18 protein-coding genes are annotated in these 17479 nt (G+C 68.4%); 12 read left to right on the top strand and 6 right to left on the bottom strand.

What is annotated here, in order from left to right; translation table 11 throughout:
• Positions 1-66 precede the first annotated feature (66 nt).
• Positions 67-393 carry a histone-like nucleoid-structuring protein Lsr2 gene (locus ACQEVO_RS10895; RefSeq protein WP_432911723.1) on the bottom strand — a complete coding sequence of 109 codons (327 nt, stop codon included), beginning with the start codon at positions 391-393 and terminating at the stop codon, positions 67-69.
• 232 nt (positions 394-625) lie between these two features.
• On the opposite strand from ACQEVO_RS10895, the gene ACQEVO_RS10890 reads away from it, so the two are divergent.
• From ACQEVO_RS10890 to ACQEVO_RS10880, 3 genes are all read left to right on the top strand, one after another.
• Positions 626-1552, top strand: coding sequence for an alpha/beta fold hydrolase (locus ACQEVO_RS10890; protein WP_432911722.1), 927 nt, complete (start codon positions 626-628; stop codon positions 1550-1552).
• Positions 1553-1746: 194 nt separating this feature from the next.
• Complete coding sequence (locus ACQEVO_RS10885) at positions 1747-2229, top strand: MarR family winged helix-turn-helix transcriptional regulator (protein ID WP_432911719.1); 483 nt, start codon at positions 1747-1749, stop codon at positions 2227-2229.
• Positions 2226-3800 (top strand): DHA2 family efflux MFS transporter permease subunit, encoded by a 1575-nt coding sequence (locus tag ACQEVO_RS10880; protein ID WP_432911717.1) that lies wholly within the window; start codon positions 2226-2228, stop codon positions 3798-3800. The genes ACQEVO_RS10885 and ACQEVO_RS10880 overlap by 4 nt, the downstream gene beginning before the upstream one ends.
• Before the next feature lie 42 nt (positions 3801-3842).
• Here ACQEVO_RS10880 and ACQEVO_RS10875 read toward each other — a convergent pair whose 3' ends face one another.
• Complete coding sequence (locus ACQEVO_RS10875; RefSeq protein WP_432911715.1) at positions 3843-5051, bottom strand: hypothetical protein; 1209 nt, start codon at positions 5049-5051, stop codon at positions 3843-3845.
• An 88-nt stretch (positions 5052-5139) separates the two neighbouring features.
• Between ACQEVO_RS10875 and ACQEVO_RS10870 the strand changes: the two genes are divergently transcribed.
• The 3 genes from ACQEVO_RS10870 (at position 5140) to ACQEVO_RS10860 (ending at position 6997) form a co-directional block, all read left to right on the top strand.
• On the top strand, positions 5140-5358 hold the full coding sequence (locus tag ACQEVO_RS10870) for a hypothetical protein (RefSeq protein WP_432911712.1): 219 nt from the start codon (positions 5140-5142) through the stop codon (positions 5356-5358).
• 73 nt (positions 5359-5431) lie between these two features.
• A complete protein-coding gene (locus tag ACQEVO_RS10865; protein ID WP_432911709.1) occupies positions 5432-6427 on the top strand; it encodes a hypothetical protein in 996 nt (331 codons plus the stop codon).
• Between the two features lie 192 nt (positions 6428-6619).
• Positions 6620-6997, top strand: a complete 378-nt coding sequence (locus ACQEVO_RS10860; protein ID WP_432911707.1) for a hypothetical protein — start codon at positions 6620-6622, stop codon at positions 6995-6997.
• Positions 6998-7031: 34 nt separating this feature from the next.
• Here the strand turns inward: ACQEVO_RS10860 and ACQEVO_RS10855 are convergent, their stop codons facing one another.
• Positions 7032-7532, bottom strand: a complete 501-nt coding sequence (locus ACQEVO_RS10855) for an SRPBCC family protein (RefSeq protein WP_432922546.1) — start codon at positions 7530-7532, stop codon at positions 7032-7034.
• 285 nt (positions 7533-7817) lie between these two features.
• On the opposite strand from ACQEVO_RS10855, the gene ACQEVO_RS10850 reads away from it, so the two are divergent.
• The 3 genes from ACQEVO_RS10850 to ACQEVO_RS10840 all read left to right on the top strand — a co-directional run bounded on the left by ACQEVO_RS10850 (position 7818) and on the right by ACQEVO_RS10840 (position 10695).
• On the top strand, positions 7818-8864 hold the full coding sequence (locus ACQEVO_RS10850) for an alpha/beta hydrolase (protein WP_432911704.1): 1047 nt from the start codon (positions 7818-7820) through the stop codon (positions 8862-8864).
• A 260-nt stretch (positions 8865-9124) separates the two neighbouring features.
• Positions 9125-9253 (top strand): hypothetical protein, encoded by a 129-nt coding sequence (locus tag ACQEVO_RS10845; RefSeq protein WP_432911702.1) that lies wholly within the window; start codon positions 9125-9127, stop codon positions 9251-9253.
• Positions 9250-10695 (top strand): MFS transporter, encoded by a 1446-nt coding sequence (locus tag ACQEVO_RS10840; protein WP_432911700.1) that lies wholly within the window; start codon positions 9250-9252, stop codon positions 10693-10695. Before ACQEVO_RS10845 ends, ACQEVO_RS10840 begins: the two co-directional genes overlap by 4 nt.
• A gap of 164 nt (positions 10696-10859) precedes the next feature.
• Here the strand turns inward: ACQEVO_RS10840 and ACQEVO_RS10835 are convergent, their stop codons facing one another.
• Both ACQEVO_RS10835 and ACQEVO_RS10830 read right to left on the bottom strand, forming a co-directional pair.
• The gene (locus tag ACQEVO_RS10835; protein WP_432911697.1) at positions 10860-11087 is read right to left on the bottom strand and encodes a hypothetical protein; all 228 of its coding nucleotides are present in this window, start codon (positions 11085-11087) and stop codon (positions 10860-10862) included.
• Between the two features lie 74 nt (positions 11088-11161).
• Positions 11162-12088, bottom strand: a complete 927-nt coding sequence (locus ACQEVO_RS10830; RefSeq protein ID WP_432911696.1) for an alpha/beta hydrolase — start codon at positions 12086-12088, stop codon at positions 11162-11164.
• A 368-nt stretch (positions 12089-12456) separates the two neighbouring features.
• Between ACQEVO_RS10830 and gndA the strand changes: the two genes are divergently transcribed.
• Both gndA and ACQEVO_RS10820 read left to right on the top strand, forming a co-directional pair.
• Entirely contained in the window at positions 12457-13902 is a 1446-nt protein-coding gene (gene gndA, locus ACQEVO_RS10825) for an NADP-dependent phosphogluconate dehydrogenase (protein WP_432911694.1), read from the top strand.
• A 76-nt stretch (positions 13903-13978) separates the two neighbouring features.
• Positions 13979-15721, top strand: coding sequence for an N-acyl-D-amino-acid deacylase family protein (locus ACQEVO_RS10820; protein WP_432911692.1), 1743 nt, complete (start codon positions 13979-13981; stop codon positions 15719-15721).
• A 23-nt stretch (positions 15722-15744) separates the two neighbouring features.
• Here ACQEVO_RS10820 and ACQEVO_RS10815 read toward each other — a convergent pair whose 3' ends face one another.
• Positions 15745-16701, bottom strand: a complete 957-nt coding sequence (locus ACQEVO_RS10815) for an oxygenase MpaB family protein (protein ID WP_432911689.1) — start codon at positions 16699-16701, stop codon at positions 15745-15747.
• A 151-nt stretch (positions 16702-16852) separates the two neighbouring features.
• Here ACQEVO_RS10815 and ACQEVO_RS10810 point away from each other — a divergent pair, with 151 nt between their 5' ends.
• Positions 16853-17476 carry a TetR/AcrR family transcriptional regulator gene (locus ACQEVO_RS10810; RefSeq protein WP_432911686.1) on the top strand — a complete coding sequence of 208 codons (624 nt, stop codon included), beginning with the start codon at positions 16853-16855 and terminating at the stop codon, positions 17474-17476.
• Positions 17477-17479: the final 3 nt, after the last annotated feature.

Raw genomic sequence — 17479 nt, 5'->3', positions numbered from 1 at the left:
TACACACGTTACATACAGCCGCGGTGTGGGCCCGGATGCGCAACGGGCCCACACCGCGGTGAGGTCCTAACCGTTCACCCGGTGGAATTCGGCGAGTACTCCGGCCGGGATACGGCCGCGCGCCGATACCTCGTGCCCGTTGCGCTGCGCCCATTCCCGGATCACCTTCGCCGATACCGATCCGCCCGCCCGCTCCCGTTTGGTCCGCCCGGCCCGGCCGGCCCGGCGGGCGAACGGGGTCCATTTGCCGAAGACTGCGCGCAACTCCCCCGCGTTGGCTTCGGTCAGGTCGATCTCATACTTCACGCCCTCGAATGCGAACACCACAGTTTCGGCCGCGGGTGATTCGCCGTCGAGGTCATCGATCAAACTGATGACGACCTTGCGCGCCATGGGCTAGCTCCTCCGATCCCCGAACAACATTGCCACATATGACATCAACAACCCCGCGGCTGTGCGAATCGAAGCCTATCGGCTGTGCGGAATCCGAGCCCGTCCGCAGCACCGGCACAGCTACCTCTCCCGGGGGCTGTGAGCATACCGCTAGCTGCGAACGCCACGACGGCGGGGCGGAATCCGGGTACGGGCCGCTACCGTGGCGGGCAGATCGGAGAGGACATACCGGATGAACACAGAACGTATGCGGGAACCGGAGACCGTGGAATTCGGACTGCCCCATCTGGCGATGACGGCGCTGGCCTGGGGCGCGCCCGGCGGCCGGCTCGCCCTGTGCCTGCACGGCTTTCCGGACAGCGCGTGGACCTGGCGGTACCTCGGTCCGGCGCTCGCCGATCGCGGGTTCCGGGTGATCGCACCGTTCACCCGTGGTTACGCCCCGACCGCCGTACCCGGGGACGGCGACTACCACCTCGGCGCTCTCGCCTACGACGCGCTGGCCCTGCACCGAACGCTCGGCAGCCCCGAGGATGCCGTCCTCATCGGGCACGATTGGGGCGCACTGACCGCCAATACGATTGCCGCCCGGCCCGACTGCCCGTTCCGGCGGGTGGTCTCGCTCGCGGTGCCGCCGGTTCCGGCGATGCGGCCGCGGCCGGCAACGGCCCTGCGGTCGGCGGGTGCGTATCTGCGGCAGCTGCGGTACAGCTGGTACATCCTGTTCAACCAGTTGCCCGGAATCGCCGAACGGAGTCTCGACCGGCTCGTACCCCGGCTCTGGCACGACTGGTCCCCCGGGTATCCGGCAGACGCCGATATCGCGCATACGCTCGCCGCGCTGCCCACCGGCGCACATCGGACCGCCGCCCTCTCCTACTATCGCGCCTTCCGGCGCCCGGCGCGGGTTCCGGAGCCCTACGCCGAACCGCACCGGTACTGGGATCAGGCACCCCGGGTGCCGATGCTCTACCTGCACGGTTCGGCGGATACCACCATGCATCCGGTGTTCGCGGCGCGGGTGGGTGAGGTACTCGCACCGGCGGGCGGCGTTACCGAAACAGTGGCGGATACGGGACATTTCCTGCATTTGGAGCGGCCCGGGGAAGTCGCGGGACTGATCGGAGACTTCCTCACCGGTGAGCGACCGGTGAACTAGCCGGTCGGCTTCTCCCCGGCGCGGGTCTGCCGAGCGATCCCCCGGCCGGACCGTCGGCCGGACCGTCGGCCGGACCGTCGGCCGGACCGTCGGCCGCCGGTCCGCGTGATGCTCCGAGCTGCCCGCTATGGTTCCCATCACATACGCGATAATCCCGCTTCCGCAACTATCACGGGGTCCCATATCATCGCGCGGTGGCCAGTGAGGTGGAGACGAGCACACTGATCGAGCATTTCGTGCTCGCGGTCTGCGATCCGGGACGGTGGAAGGGAGTCGACCGGCTCGCCGAACTGGATCTCAGCGTGGCTCAGGCCCGGGTGCTGTTCAGCGTCGTCCAGCACCGCGAACCGCAACCGATCCACATCATCGCGGACGAACTCGGCCTGTCCATGACGGCGGCCGGCCGCAATGTCGACCGGCTGGTGCGTCTGGGCCTGCTCACCAGACAGGAGAGCCCCACCGACCGGCGGGTCAAACTGGTCGGCCCAACCGAACACGGTCTTCAGCTCGCCTGGGACCAGATCGCCATCCACCGCGCGACCATCGACCAGGTCGTCGCGCGCCTGCCCGACGCACTACGCAACGATCTCTGCGAGGTCATCACCGCCGTGCTCGAGTCCGGGGCCGTACACAGAGTCGCGGCATACCCCCCAGCACCGTCAGGAGACAATTCGTGAACGAAACTCAGGCCCCCGCACCACCCGCGGGGGCTTCGGACAGAATCGACGCATCGGTTCTGAAACTGGCCGGGGTGGTGGTCCTCGGATCCATCATGTCCATCCTGGACATCACCGTGGTCAACGTCGCGATGCCGACGTTCCAGACCGAATTCGACGTCGCCAACTACTCCACCGTCGCCTGGACGGTCACCGCCTACACGCTGGCGCTGGCCACCGTGATCCCGCTGACCGGATGGGCCGCCGACCGGTTCGGCACCAAACGCCTCTATATGGTGGCGCTGCTGCTCTTCACCGCCGGATCGGTGCTGTGCGCATTGTCCTGGAACATCGGCGCCCTCATCGGGTTCCGGGTCATCCAGGGGCTGGGCGGCGGGATGCTCATGCCGCTCGGTATGACGATCCTGACCAAGGCCGCGGGACCCGAACGGATGGGCCGGTTGATGGCCATCCTCGGTGTTCCGATGCTGCTGGGCCCGATCCTCGGCCCGGTTCTCGGTGGCTGGCTCATCGAGGACGCCTCCTGGCACTGGATCTTCCTGATCAACCTGCCGCTGGGTGTGATCGCGATCGTCTACGCCTGGTTCGCCCTGCCCAAGGACGAGGCACAGCCCACCGAGCGGTTCGATTTCGTGGGCATGCTGATGCTTTCGCCGGGTCTGGCGCTGTTCCTCTACGGCATCTCCTCCATCCCGGAGGAAGGCACCGTCAATACCCCGAAGGTGTGGGCGACCATGCTGGTCGGCGGCCTGCTGGTGGCCGCATTCATCTTCTACTCGTTCAAGCCCAAGAATCCGCTGCTGGATCTGCGCCTGTTCAAGAATCGCGATCTCACCGTCGCCACCATCACCATGTTCCTGTTCTCGGCGTCGTTCTTCGGTGGGCTGCTGCTGATCCCGACCTACTTCCAGCAGGTTCGGGGTGAGAGCGCGCTGATGGCGGGGCTGCTGGTGGCGCCGCAGGGTATCGGTTCGCTGCTCACCATGCCGATCGCGGGCATGCTCGTGGACAAGGTGCCGGTGGGCCGGGTGGTCCCGGCCGGTCTGGCGATTCTGACCGCGACCATCTTCGGGCTCACCCAGATCGAGGCGGACAGCTCCTATTTCTACGTCCTCGGAGTGCTGTTCGTGATGGGTCTCGGCATGGGCCTGACGATGATGCCGCTGATGACGGCCGCGCTGCGCACCCTGCAGGAGGCGCAGGTGGCACGCGGATCCACCCTGCTGAACATCATCCAGCAGATCGCCAGTTCGGTGGGTGTCGCGGTGATCTCGGTGGTGCTGACCAACCGGATGCAGGATTCGCAGGCGGTTTCCGCGGGCCAGGCGGTGATGGAGGCACAGCGGTCGGGCGAACAGCCCGATCCGTCGGTGCTGCAGTACATCGCGAGCCTGGGCGACAAGTTCGAGGCCGTGATGCTGGGCGAGATGTCGGACGCCTACGCGAGCAGCTTCTGGGTCGCCTTCGTGCTGTGTGTGGTGACGGTGGCGTTCTCGCTGCTGCTGCCGCGTAAGGCGAGCTCGGTTCCGAAGGCCGACGAGAACACCCCGGCACCGGTACTCATGCACTGATCGCGCCGGACCGTAGCGCTCCGCCCGCCCGAACCGCCCGGTTCAGGCGGGCGGAGCCGTCTTCAGGAACCAGTCCAGGATCAGCGGCAGCGCGGTGGTCGTGGTGGCGCCGTGGTCGATATCGCCGAGATCGATCAGTTCGGCACTCGCACCGAGCTCGGCCTTCATGCACCGCTGGGAGTTCTCGAACGGGACACTGCGGTCACCGGGCGCGGCGTACAGGCGGACGGGCGCGGTAGGTGTCCAGTCGCAGACGGTATCGCTGTCCGCCATGGCGCGCAGAGCGGCGCCGGTGGGGCTGCGGGCCAGCTCGAGATATTCGGGGGTGAGTAGTTCCGCCGGGGTACGCGGCAGATTCGCCGCGATGGTCAGCAGATCGTGGTCGCCGTCGAAGAGTTGCTCGACCTGCCGCGCGTACGGTTGCCGGAATGCGGCGGCAGGGTCGTCGTAGAGGTGGTGGATACGGTTCATCGCGGTGGTCCAGTACGCCAGGAAGAGCGCCGCCTGGCGCGGTTCGACCCGGCCGTCCAGTGCGGCCGGGGCCTGGACCTCCTGGATCGCGTAGGGACCGCTGACCGCCGCCACCGGGCCGGGGCGCGCATCCCGGACCGCTCCCGCCTGTAGTTCCCGGGCGAGCGCAAGTGCGGCTTGCCCGCCCTGCGAGAAACCGGTGACCAGGATATCGGGGTAGATCTCGCGCCCCTGTTCGGCGAGCAGCGTTCGCGCGGCAAGCAATAGGTCGGCGGAGGCGGACGCCTCCGACGGTGCGTGCGCATACGGGTGCGGCCCCGGACCCGAACCGAGCCCGAGATAATCCGGTGCGACCGCCAGGTATCCGGCGGCGGCGAACAACACCGTGCGGGCACGATCGGACTCCCCGGCCGCGGAGGGTGCCTCGTCCCGGCGCACGATCGTCCCGTGCGCGTAGGAAACGGTGCGCAGGCGCGGGAGATCGGTTTCGGGCACGACGACCAGTCCGCTCGCGGTGGTGGGCGCACCGTCCGGGCCGACGGTGCCGTAGACGACCCGGTAGCTGCGCACACCGTTGGCCCGCGGGACCGGATATTTCCACTTCGTGAGGTAGTCGCGGGTCTGCGCGGCGTCCATCGTCGCGATCGGGGTGGCCGATACGAGATCCCCGCGGCCGGCCGGGCCGGGCTCCTCGCGTGCGACGTCGCCGGCGCCGCACCCGGACAGCGGCGCGACGAGCGCCACGGCCAGTAGCGTCAGCAGTACCCGGACCACGGTCACAGTGCCTCCCGGCGGGTCGATCGATTCTCGGGAGGGACGCTACCGGGCGCCGCGAAACAACTCGTGGACGGCGGGCGATGTGATGATCGTGGACCCCGAAGTCATACCGCCGGCCGAGCGGCGGGATACGGTGCGACGCTTGCTCGCGTTGTGTCATATCGTCAACGAACTCGTCGATCTCGCCGAATCCGACGACACGGATTCGACAGCCCTGCACCAGCAGGCGTTGCTCGCCCGGACCGTACTGCACGAAACCGTCGTGGATCTGGTGGCGGCCGGCCGCGCCGGCCATTCGGATGCCGCCTGACACCGGAACTCGTTGTCCGGCCACCTGTTTCAGTGACTGTTCCCAGTGGTGAACGCAGAAATACACTGGGTTGATGGCCAAACCGACCCCGTGGGGCCGCGGCGCCGACCCAATCGGCGCGGCAGGCGCCGCGTCCGCCACGGCGCACAGCCCGACGATCGCTGATCCGGATACGGTCCCGGAGAGCGCGCAGCGGTGGAACCGGCGGCGGGCTACGGCCGCGGCGATTGCCCGGCGGGCACGGGATCGCGCCGAGGAAATCCGCACGGCGCCGCGACTCAGCGGAAAATGGGGTTACGTATTCGCCGCCCTCGGGGGTGTGGTCACCTTCATCCTGATGTTCCAGCACTGGATGGTGGCGCACGGGCCGGACGGGATGGCCGCGGCCACCCCGTTCGGGCAGGTCGACTCCACCACCCGGTACCTCACCGTATGGTCCTCGCAGGGACCGCCACCCTCGGCCGACCTGACCGGCTCCTGGGCGGTCACCGCCAGTAGCGCCATCGCCGTGATGATCGCCGCCGTGGCCATCCATATCGTCACCGATTCACCGCGGTTCGCGCGTATCGCCACCGGTGCGGCGGTGCTGAGCGCGGTGCTGGTGGTGGTGAACCTGCTGTACCTCACCGCCCGGCAGAAGAGCCTCAAGAACATGACGATCCGGCGCTGGGATCTCGGCGGCCAGATCGGCTCCTGGGTCAACTGGGCGTTCAACGACGGAACGAAACCGGTGGCGGGTTTGAACCAGGTCGACTACGTCGCGTCGGGTACCGTTACGACCGCGGCGATCGCCGCGGTGATCATCGCGGTGGGCGCGGCGGTGGTGGCGGTCGCGTCGATGCCCCGGCGGGCAGCAGGATCGGTGCTGCCCTGGCGAATCAGCGTATCCCGGGCGACCACAGCGAATTACGTGGCGACGAGCCCGGACCAGCCGGTCGATTCCGCCGCGACTCCACCACCGGCCCGGCCCGAAACCGCCCCGGATACTACAAGCCGCACTGCGGACGACGACCGGGAAACGGTAACCGACCGGCCGGCCGGCACCACGGAATCACCGCCGGAGAAATGACGGGGCCGAACAGTCCCGCACAGCCGTTCCGCTCGGTAGCTCCGATACCTGCGCCGCTGCCGCTGCCCGGCGGCGGCGCGCAGTGTAGTGTCGCGCGCGTGCCGGATCAGTTGCGGCACAGGGAAGGTTCTGCAATAACAACCAGCGACCCTGTCGGCTCGAGCGATCGCGAGGCATATGTTCCCGAACCAGATGACCACCGACTATCCCGTCGCCCCCATCCCGGACGAGGCCTACGGGCGCGGCGGGCCGTTACCGGTACCCCGCGAAACCGATCTCGTGATCACGGCACTGCTGTGGTTCCTGCTCGCCGTCCTGGCCATCGTCTCGGTGGTCATCTCGCCGTGGTACCTGCTGGCCATGGGTGTCTGTGAGGGCCGGGCCGGCTGCAGCACCGATCCGAGTACCGGCAACTGGATCATCGTGCTGGGCGGCTGTTTCGGGTTCCTTCTGGGTGCGGCCACCTCGATCAACGCCGCGCGCAGCGGCCGGGCGCTGTATCCCGGCGCGCTGATCGGCGTCGTGCTGGTGCTGGCGGCCTGGCTCGCGGGCTCGCTGCTGATGGGCTGACCGGGGCGGCGCGTGGCGGCACCCCGGCCGGCGGTCAGCTCCCGGTAGGTGCGAACCTGCGATCGGTGTAGCGGCGCAGATTCGCCAGGAACCGGCGGAAGGCGATATTCATGAACGGCGCCGCCAGGAAGGCGGTGAATCGAGCCGGGCCGGCCAGGCGCTGGGCAAGGGTCCAGGTGAGCCGGCAGCCGTCCGGGGTCTCCACCACGCGATAGTCCTCCGCGAACGCCGACAGGGCGCTCGTGGAGCAATTGTTGAAGCGGAAGGCCATCCGGGTGTTCGGCTCCCACACCAGGAACTCCTCGTCGCCCACCAAACCGCCGCGCATATGGACCAGGCGAGTGGTGCCGGCCCCGCGGGGTTCCGGGCTGGTCCAGGTGACCTTGGTGATCACCGTCGCCCATTCGGGCCAGGATTCGGCGTCGGCCAGGACCTCGAACAGCTGCTCCGGGGTGATCGCCAGGTCGACGCTGTTGCTGCACCGCACCGGCGCGGTATCGACGAATTCGATCCCGACCCGCTCACACGGACGCATCGTGCTCATCGCCGGCCACCGCCGATCCCGTTTCCCGGCCCCCGGTCCGCACGGGTGTCCATGCGCATATCCTCTCGTCGCTCGGCGCGACCGTGTCCCGGCCGCGCACCGATGGTGACACCTGTCCAGTTGGTTGTCCAGGTCCGGACCGGGGCAGATATCCATCCACTCGGCCGCGAGACCGGATCAGGACCGGTGGCAGCCGAAACCACCCCACACTGGCCCGTGTCACAGAGTTCGGCCGAACACCGTGCGTCGCGGCGCCGCGCGGAATAGTTTCCGGCAATGCGACACCCGCACCGCACGAACCGGATCGTGCTCGCCGCCGTGGCCGCGCTCGTCCTCGCTCCCGCCACACTCGTCCCCGCGGCGGCCGCACCCGTCCTACGGGGCCCGCAGGCTCCTGCCCCGGCGCTGCCGGGCGCGGCGCAGGCCCGGATAGCCGGCGTGCGGACACTCGCGGGGCGCGCTGTGGAACTCACGGTGCACTCCCCCGCGATGGGTCGCGATATCCCGGTGCGGGTACTGCCGGCCGCGGACCCGGCGGCCCCGGCGCCGGTGCTGTATCTGCTCAACGGAATCACCGGGGGCGGCGACGGCGGCAACTGGTTCGACCGCACCGATATCGCCGAATTCTTCGCCACCGAACAGGTCACTGTCGTCAATCCGATCGGGGGCGCGGGAAGCTATTTCACCGACTGGCGGGCCGACGACCCGGCGCTGGGACGGCAGCGCTGGACGACCTTCCTGACCCAGGAACTGCCGCCGCTGATCGATACCCGCTTCCACGGCACCGGCGCCGCCGCGCTCGCGGGTGTCTCGATGGCCGCCGCGTCGGTCTTCCAGCTGGCGTTGACCGCGCCGGGCCGCTACCGGGCACTCGGCTCCTACAGCGGCTGCGTGCGAACCAGCGATCCGCAGGGCCGGGCGGTGGTCGAGCTGGTGGTACGCAGCAACGGCGGCGATCCCCGGAACATGTGGGGACCGCCGCAGGACCCGGCGTGGGCGGCCAATGATCCGTTCCTGCACGCCGCGAAATTGCGCGGGTCCGCCCTGTATGTGTCGTCCGGGACCGGCGCGCCCGGCCCGCTCGACACCATGGACGGCCCCGGGATCCGGCACAGGCCGGGCAAACTGATCGATCAACTGGTGCTCGGCGGCGTCCTGGAGACCGTCGCCGCGGGATGTACCGCACGACTGGGTGAGCGGTTGCGGGAGCTGGGAATTCCCGCCACCGTGGCCGTGCGCCCCGAGGGCACACATTCGTGGGGTTATTGGCAACGGGAGCTGCACGAGTCGTGGCCGGTATTCGCGGCGGCGTTGCGGGGATGACCGCGTATTCGGGCGCAGCGGTAAGGGCGCTGGGCGACTTCACAACTGGGGTCCACCCGCCCTTGTGTGGTGACGGAAGATTGTCCGGAACACGTTCCGGACAGTCGAATTCGATCGGTAGGGTCGGCCGTATCGTCCTAGCGAAACCCGGATATTTTGCGAATATTCGGCATATCGGCCGGATTTTCATCACGCAGATATTCCGGCGGCGTCGGCGGCCGAGCCACGCAGATCACCCCGGATCCGGGAGGAACATTCAGATGGCGGATACGCACGAGGCCAGCGGCCTCGACCCGGCCGTTCCGGTCACCGGGCCGGGCCCGGCGGTCCGATTCGGCGGCGGAACCTCCGCCGGCGCTGTAGTACTCGGCGAAGACGCGCGATCGTGATCGCGGGCCTGATCGCCACCGCCCGGGCCGGTGCCGGCCCGGGCGCGTGGATCGCCTTCGCCGGCTGCCTCCTGTCGGTGTTCATGCAGATGATCGACGTGACGATCGTCAACACCGCGCTGCCCGAGATCACCGCCGATCTGGACGCGAGCTCGGCCCAGCAGTTGCTCATCGTCTCCGGGTACTCGCTGGCCTTCGCGTGCACTCTGCTGCCGGCCGCACGGCTCGGTGCCCGGCTCGGGCGGCGGCGCATGTTCCTGATCGCGGTGTTCGCGTTCACCGCCGCGTCGGTGTGGTGCGGCACCGCGGACAGCGCGACCGAACTCGTCGTCGCGCGGGTCGTGCAGGGCGTGGCGGGGGCGGGGATGGCGGCGCAGACCATCGCGATTCTCACCATTCTGTTCTCGCGAGAATTGCACACCCACGTATTCGCGCTCTACGGTGCCACTTCGGGTTTCGCCGGACTGCTCGGGCCGATTCTGGGTGGCACCCTGGTGACCGCCGATATCGCCGGGCTCGGCTGGCACAGTATTTTCCTGATGAACCTGCCGCTGGGGATCGTCGCGTTCGCGATCGCGTGGCGGTTCCTGCGGCTCGAGGTGGCGCCGCAGCGGGCGCCGATGGATTACACCGGCGTCGTGCTGTGCGCCACCACTCTTTTCGTCCTGCTCTACGCGCTGTCGGAGATCCATCTCCACGGCTTGCGGCCGGTGCCGTGCCTACTCGTCGTGGTCGCGCTGGCAACGGGCGCGATCACCCTGCGCCACGAACAGCGGGCGACGCGCCGCGATACCGGGCCGCTGCTGCGATTGGACCTCTTCGCCGACCGCGGGTTCGCGGTGGGGTCGATTCTGATCACCGGATTCTTCGGATTGTTCACCGCCTTCGTCTTCGCCATCTCCATCACGCTGCAAGATGTGCTGGAATTCTCCGCGCTGCGCACCGGAATCGCGATGACCCCGTTCGCCTTCGGTGCGGGAGCGGGCGCGTTGCTCTCCCCGTTGCTGGTGAAACGCTGGGGTCCCCGCGCGCTCGGCGGTGGACTGGTGCTGTACGCGGGATGTGTCCTGATGGGTGTCGCGTACATCAACATCACCGGCGGTGAGGTGAACATGCTGCTCTGCGCCGCACCGGTTTTCCTGTGCGGTTTCGGCGCCGGTCTCTTCGCGGTACCCCTGCAGCCCATCATGCTGTCCGGGCTGGACGACGACCAGATGGCGGAGGCTTCCGGTCTACTGCCCACGATCGAGCAGATCGGCAACGGTGTCGGTCTGGCGCTGCTGGCGACCGTCTTCTTCCGGTCCCATACGCTGGGCGGCAGCACCGTCATGCTGACGGCGATCGCGGTGGTCGCGCTGGTACTGGCCGCCGTCGCGTGGGCACTGCCCGCACCGGCCACGCCCGACCGCTCCGATCCGGCGTCCGCGCCGGCGGTGAACTGAGGATTTCGGACGCATCGACGAACCGCGTCCGGCAATCGGGCGGGTGGTGAGCTGGGCGGTCGCTTCCGCCGCGCGCCGCGGCCGCCACCGAACGCGATCGAGCCCGCCTTCCCGTTTCCACCGCGCGCCTCGGCGAGCGTGACCACCGGAAACGGACGGCGGCGTTACTCGCGTTCGGGCCGGGCGAACATATCGAGGTGGCCGCAGCGGATACACCGGTAGGTGTCGACAGCGCGCCGCGGGCGGCCGAGTCGCTTGGCGCCACCGAAGAATCCTCGTTCGAGCGCACCCTCGACCCAGCGCACATGGCCCCCGGTTCCTTCACCGCGATCCTCCAGGAATCCCGGTTCCAATTCGGTTCCGGCGCAGTAGGTGCACCGCAGTTCCTTCATCACACAATGATCGCCCATCCGCGGCGCGCACGCCGGGCTCGACGGCCGCCGCAAAACACCGGTCCGTTCGATGATCAGGCGCCGATCGCCCGCGCCAGATGCGGCCAGGAATCGTGCAGGTCGTATTCGAACTGCCCCCAGGTGTGCGCACCCGTCGGCCGGTCGACGTGGACGGCACCGATTCCCAGTTGCGCGAGCCGGGCGGCGAAAGCCGAGGTGCAGGCGCCGGCGATGGCTTCGACAGGCGGGAAACCCCAGCCGCGATCGATGGCACCGGGGATACCGGAGGCGGCGGATACGTACACCGTCTTACCGGCCAGCCGCGGCGCGTGCCGGAAGGCATCGTGGGCCTGCCAGCCCGCACTGCCCGGCGCACCCCACATGTTTCCCGGATTCGCACCGCCACGGATCACCTGAGCGCTGATCATGGTGATTCCCGCGGGATCCGACGACCAGGGGCATCCGCTGTACGACGCGACCGCCTGATAGCGCCCGGGCGCCTGGATCGCCAGATCCAGGGCCGACCCCCCGCTCATGGAGACCCCGGCGATCGCATTGCGCCCGGTGGTCGCGAATCGGGTGTCCACCACCGCCGGGAGTTCGGTCGTGAGGTAGGTCTGCCAGCGGGCGCGGCCGAGCGCGGGATCGTCGGTCTGCCAGTCGGTGTACATGGTGTAGGCGCCGCCGATGGGCAGCACCACGTTCACGTTCTTGTCCGCGAAGAAGCGGCGCACATCGGTATCGTCCCACCAGGAGATACCGTCGGTACCGCCGCCGATACCGGTCAGCAGGTACACCGTGGGAGCCGGCCCGCCACCGGCCGCCGGGATGACCCGGTTGGTGATCACCCGGTTCATCGCCGGGGAGAAAACATCCATTTCGATCGCGCGTCCCCCGAGCGATCGTTCCGCGTCCACCCGGGGCACCGGGGCGGCCGCCGCGGGAGGCAGGGGGAACAGGGATATCGCGGCCAGTATCGCCGCACTCGAAACCGCCAACATAATTTTGTACCGCACCCCTCCCTTGTACCCGTTCGCGGCGCCCGCCACATCGGCGCTGCGCAAGCCATTTCCGTTGTGCGCGAACCGACCTCGTGTCCGGGACTGTCACGCGGAATCGTCGGCACCGGCCCGCGGTGGCTCTCGCCGCCCACGGCAGGACACCACCTGCGCGCAGGACACAGCACGGCGATACAGAGCCGGCCCGGACAGGTGTCATCCCGGTATCGGCGGGTCCGCGCGCACTGCCGGGAGGCCACCCGGTAGAAAAGAACAGAGGCCTCGCCCGTGCTCGTGAGCGAACCGCACTGCCCACGAACCCGGTGCCACCGGCCGGAACTGTTGGAACCGTCGAAGGAAAGAGCAGGTTCATGGCGTCCTCCACAGCGCGTGCCCAGATCGGGGTCACCGGCCTGGCGGTGATGGGCAGCAATATCGCCCGCAACTTCGCCAAGCACGGCTACACCGTGGCCCTGCACAATCGCAGCGTCGCCAAAACCGACGCGCTGCTCGCCGCGCACGGTGACGACGGTGATTTCGTCCGCACCGAAACCGTCGCCGAGTTCGTGGCGGCGCTCGAGAAACCGCGCCGGGTCCTCATCATGGTGAAGGCCGGGGACGCCACCGACGCGGTGATCTCCGAACTGGCCGATGCCATGGAACCCGGCGATATCATCATCGACGGCGGTAACGCCCTCTACACCGACACCATCCGCCGGGAAGCGGCGCTGCGCGAGCGCGGCCTCAACTTCGTCGGCGCCGGTATCTCGGGCGGTGAGGAGGGCGCCCTCAACGGGCCGTCCATCATGCCCGGTGGGCCCGCCGAATCCTATGAATCGCTGGGCCCGCTGCTGGAGTCGATCGCCGCCCAGGTGGACGGCACCCCGTGCTGCACCCATATCGGCCCCGACGGTTCCGGCCATTTCGTGAAGATGGTGCACAACGGGATCGAATACGCCGATATGCAGCTCATCGGCGAGGCCTATCACCTGTTCCGCGCCGCCCTGGATCTGGATCCGAAGCAGATCGCCGATATCTTCACCCAGTGGAACTCCGGTGATCTGGAGAGCTACCTGGTCGAGATCACCGCCGAGGTGCTGAACCAGGTGGACGCGAAAACCGGCAAACCGCTGGTCGACGTGATCGTCGACGCGGCCGAGCAGAAGGGCACCGGCCGCTGGACGGTGAAATCGGCGCTCGATCTCGGTGTCCCGGTAACCGGGATCGCCGAGGCGGTGTTCGCCCGGGCGCTGTCGGGGTCGCGGGGGCAGCGTGCGGCGGCCAAGGACCTGGCTTCGGGTGAACTGGCCGCCAAACCCACCGATATCGTGCAGTTCACCGAGGATATCCGGCAGGCTCTCTACGCCTCCAAGGTCGTCGCCTACGCACAGGGTTTCGATCAGATCGCCGCGGGCAGTGCGGAATACGGCTGGGACCTCGCCCCGGGTGATCTCGCCACCATCTGGCGCGGCGGCTGCATCATCCGGGCCCGTTTCCTGAACCGGATCAAAGAGGCCTACGAAAACGATCCGGCGCTGCCGAGCCTGATCCTGGCGCCCTACTTCCGCAGCGCGATCGAAACCGCGATCGACAGCTGGCGCCGGGTGGTCGCCACCGCGACGCTGCTGGGTATCCCGGTGCCGGCGTTCGCGTCCTCGCTGTCGTACTACGACGCGCTGCGTGCCGAGCGGCTGCCGGCCGCGCTCACCCAGGCCCAGCGCGATTTCTTCGGTGCCCACACCTACGAGCGGGTGGACGCCGCGGGTAAATTCCACACGCTGTGGAGCGAGGACCGGTCCGAGGTCGAGGCCGGCTGAACCACCGCCGGGCGGGTCCGCCCGCCCGGCACCACCGCCCCTTGACTCCGGTCAGCTGACCAGTTGCAATGGGGGTGTGAGCTACGACACGATCATCAAAGGCGGCCGCTGGTTCGACGGGACCGGCGCGCCCTCGGCGATTCGGCATCTGGGCCTGCGCGGCGACCGGGTGGTCACCGTCTCGCCGGATCCGCTCGACGAGACGGGCTGCCCGGACGTGGTCGATGCCCAGGGCAAATGGGTGCTGCCGGGGATGATCGATATCCATACCCACTACGACATCGAGGTGCTGAAAACACCGTCGCTGTCGGAATCGGTGCGGCACGGAATCACCACCGTCCTGCTCGGGTCGTGTTCGCTGTCCACGATTCATATCGACCCCACGGGCGCGGGCGATATCTTCGGCCGGGTGGAAGCCATCCCGCGCGGCCATGTCATCGACACCCTCGACGACACCAAAACGTGGAACTCGGCACACGAGTACATCGCCGCGCTCGAACAGCTCGCGCTGGGACCGAATATCGCGGCGATGCTCGGGCACTCCGATATCCGGACCGCGCTGATGGGCCTGGACCGGGCCACCCGCAAGGATGTGCGGCCCACGCGGGCCGAGCTGGCGGAGATGGAAACCGCGCTGCGCGAAGCACTCGATGCCGGTTTCGTCGGTATGTCGGCGCAGCAACTGCTGTTCGACAAGGTCGACGGCGAAACGTGCCGGTCGCGCACCCTGCCGTCCACCTACGCCAAGGGCCGCGAACGCCGCCGGCTGAATGCGATCCTGCGCCGGCGCGGGCGGATCCTGCAGGGCGGCCCGGATATCACCTCCCCGCGCAGCCTCGGCGCGATGATCTTCAGCAGTCTCGGTATCGGGCGTAAACGGCTGAAGACCACCTTGCTCTCGGCGGCCGATATCAAGGCCAACCCGTTCGCCGTCGTCCTCATCGGATCGCTGGCGCGGCTGGTCAACGCCTTGGGCGGGGATTTCCGCTGGCAGCATCTGCCGGTGCCGTTCGAGGTGTACGCCGACGGCATCGACCTGGTGATCTTCGAAGAGTTCGGATCCGGTGCCGCCGCGCTGCACCTGGCCGACCGGGTGGAACGCGACACCCTGCTCGCCGACGAGGGCTACCGCCGCCGGTTCCGTAAAGATTACGACGCGAAATTCGGGCTGCGCGTCTGGCATCGCGATTTCTTCGACGCCGAGATCGTCGATTGCCCGGACGAGGCGGTGATCGGGAAAACCTTCGGTCAGGTGGGGGTCGACCGGGGCGGGGTCCACCCGGTGGACGCCTTCCTCGACCTGGTCCTCGAGCACGGAACGAAACTGCGCTGGCGCACCACGATCTCCAACCACCGGCCGGAAATCCTGGACCGTTTCGCGGCCCATCCCGGTATCCAGCTGGGATTCTCCGACGCGGGCGCACATCTGCGGAATATGGCCTTCTACAACTTCGGGCTCCGCTTCCTGCGCCGCATGTATCGCGCCGAACAGGCCGGCACACCGGTGATCCCGCTGGAGCGGGCGGTGCACCGGCTCACCGGCGAACTCGCCGACTGGTACGGCATCGACGCCGGGCATCTGCGCGCGGGCGACCGCGCCGATCTGGTGATCGTGGACCCGGCCGGGCTCGACGAATCGCTCGACGCCTACGCCGAGAGCCCGGTCGCCCAGTACGGGAACCTGCCGCGGATGGTCAATCGCAACGATGCGGCGGTCACCGCCGTGTACATCGGGGGCCGTTTCGTGTTCGGCGACGGGATCGCCGATCCCGTGCTCGGCGCCGAACGCACCGGCCGGTTCCTGCGCGCGCAGCACTGAGTATCCCGGCTTCTCCCGCGGGTTCAGCGCCGGTCCTCGGGCACCGCGAAGGATTCGAGTCCGAAACCGCGGAAGGCGCGGATCATCTTCTCGTACTGGAACCGGTTGTAGGCCAGTGGCTGCAACAGCACGCGGTCGGGCAGAGTGCGCCAGGCCCACTGCAGTAACCGGATGTAGACCGCGAATTCCTGTTCATGGCGCGGTTTCAGCTCGAAACCGGTCAGCTCCTGTACCCGCGGATGCATCGCCTTCGACGAGCACACCTGGATGACATGTCCTGCGACCGGCCGCACCACCAGCCACATCGGGGTCAGCGCACGCCGCGCCAGGGGCGGCAGGCCGAGGGTGGGCAGCGGCAGTTTCGTGAGCGCGGCGAACTTCTCCACGAGGAACGGGTTGGACTGCAATTCCTCGGTGGCCATGGTGTCGTAGTAGCGGCGCGCCTCGGCGAGATCCGCCGGTAGTTTGCCTGCCGCACTGGGGAGTTCGAGGTCGGCGAACGCCTCACGCAGCAGCTGGTACGCCGCTTCCTCCTCCGCCGGACGCAATTGCGTACCCGTGCAGTAGGTGAAGGTGTTGAGGACGACGAAAATGCCGCTCACCGCGATCCATTTCCAGGTGACCGGGTTCAGCGCACTGTATTTCACCTCACCGAAGTCCGCGGTACCGGCGCCGCGCACATCGCGATGCCGCAGTTTGAGCCATTCGGCCTCGGCGCGGCGGTCGTCGGAATCACCCCACAGGGCGATCATCGCCGACGCCCCGCTGCGTACCCCGCGGTCGGCGAAGTTGGCCGCGAACCGGCCGGTGCGGTCCACCGCCGCCGCCACCGGCACCAATGCCACCTGGTCGAAGGCGGCGCCGGCGAAGACACCGGCCAGGGCGCTGCCGGAATGCTTGCGGAATTCACGCAGGACCTCAGGCCGGATCCGGGTATCGGCGGACTGATCGGCGGTGCGCACCGTTGCGTTGTTCGCCATCTCGTCACCTCGGGCTGAACGTAGAAATGATAGTTCGAACCTCATCAGGCTATCACCGCGGGGGCTCGGAACACCACGGCGGAATCTCTCGCGGTACCGCGAGCCCACCGGGACTCCTTCCGGCGGGCGACGAGCCGGTAGGCTGGCGCGAATGGATACCGCCGCTGCGCCGTGGACCGAATTGCAGCAGTTGGACACCAGATCCCGCGCCATCGTCGACGCCGCCCGCGAATGTTTCGCCGCGCACGGTTTCGAAGACACCACCATGGTCCGGATCGCCGAGGCGGCCGGTGTCGGGGTGGCGACGGTGTACCGGCGCTTCGGCACCAAATCGGCGATCCTGCGGTACGCGCTGATGGCGGAATCGCAGCGGGTCTCGATGATCGTCGCCGACGCAATGCAGCGCTCCGCCGGGCCGGTGGGCGCCTTGGCGGATATGTTCGCCGCGTTCGTCGGCGAAGCCACCGCGCCCCGGCTGCTCACCCGCAGTCTCCGCGCCACCGGCGCGGCCGGGCAGCTCACCGATTTCCTCACCGGTGACGATGCCGTCGCGCGGGGCCGCGAACTGGTGGCACGATTCCTCGCCCATTGGCAGCAGCGCGGTGAGCTCGGCAGTTTCGACCCCGAGGTGGTGGCCGAGCTGTTCGTCCGGCTCACCATCTCCTTCATCGCCAACCCGCGGGGCGTCCTACCGCTCGGCGATGCCGAAGCCGCCCGCGAATTCGCCCGGCGCTACCTCGCCCCGCTGATGTTCCCGCATCCCGGCGGCGGGTAGCGG

This window comes from Nocardia sp. CA-290969 (assembly GCF_050936135.1).
Lineage (GTDB): Bacteria > Actinomycetota > Actinomycetes > Mycobacteriales > Mycobacteriaceae > Nocardia.
This window is presented reverse-complemented; position numbering and strand designations above follow the sequence as displayed.

Excerpts from the sequence above, each read along its gene's own strand:
- ACQEVO_RS10895 (WP_432911723.1), bottom strand. The coding sequence starts at position 393 with ATGGCGCGCAAGGTCGTCATCAGTTTGATCGATGACCTCGACGGCGAA.
- ACQEVO_RS10890 (WP_432911722.1), top strand. The coding sequence starts at position 626 with ATGAACACAGAACGTATGCGGGAACCGGAGACCGTGGAATTCGGACTG.
- ACQEVO_RS10865 (WP_432911709.1), top strand. The coding sequence starts at position 5,432 with ATGGCCAAACCGACCCCGTGGGGCCGCGGCGCCGACCCAATCGGCGCG.
- ACQEVO_RS10860 (WP_432911707.1), top strand. The coding sequence starts at position 6,620 with ATGACCACCGACTATCCCGTCGCCCCCATCCCGGACGAGGCCTACGGG.
- ACQEVO_RS10855 (WP_432922546.1), bottom strand. The coding sequence starts at position 7,532 with ATGCGTCCGTGTGAGCGGGTCGGGATCGAATTCGTCGATACCGCGCCG.
- ACQEVO_RS10850 (WP_432911704.1), top strand. The coding sequence starts at position 7,818 with ATGCGACACCCGCACCGCACGAACCGGATCGTGCTCGCCGCCGTGGCC.
- ACQEVO_RS10845 (WP_432911702.1), top strand. The coding sequence starts at position 9,125 with ATGGCGGATACGCACGAGGCCAGCGGCCTCGACCCGGCCGTTCCGGTC.
- ACQEVO_RS10835 (WP_432911697.1), bottom strand. The coding sequence starts at position 11,087 with ATGAAGGAACTGCGGTGCACCTACTGCGCCGGAACCGAATTGGAACCG.
- ACQEVO_RS10830 (WP_432911696.1), bottom strand. The coding sequence starts at position 12,088 with ATGTTGGCGGTTTCGAGTGCGGCGATACTGGCCGCGATATCCCTGTTC.
- gndA (WP_432911694.1), top strand. The coding sequence starts at position 12,457 with ATGGCGTCCTCCACAGCGCGTGCCCAGATCGGGGTCACCGGCCTGGCG.
- ACQEVO_RS10815 (WP_432911689.1), bottom strand. The coding sequence starts at position 16,701 with ATGGCGAACAACGCAACGGTGCGCACCGCCGATCAGTCCGCCGATACC.
- ACQEVO_RS10810 (WP_432911686.1), top strand. The coding sequence starts at position 16,853 with ATGGATACCGCCGCTGCGCCGTGGACCGAATTGCAGCAGTTGGACACC.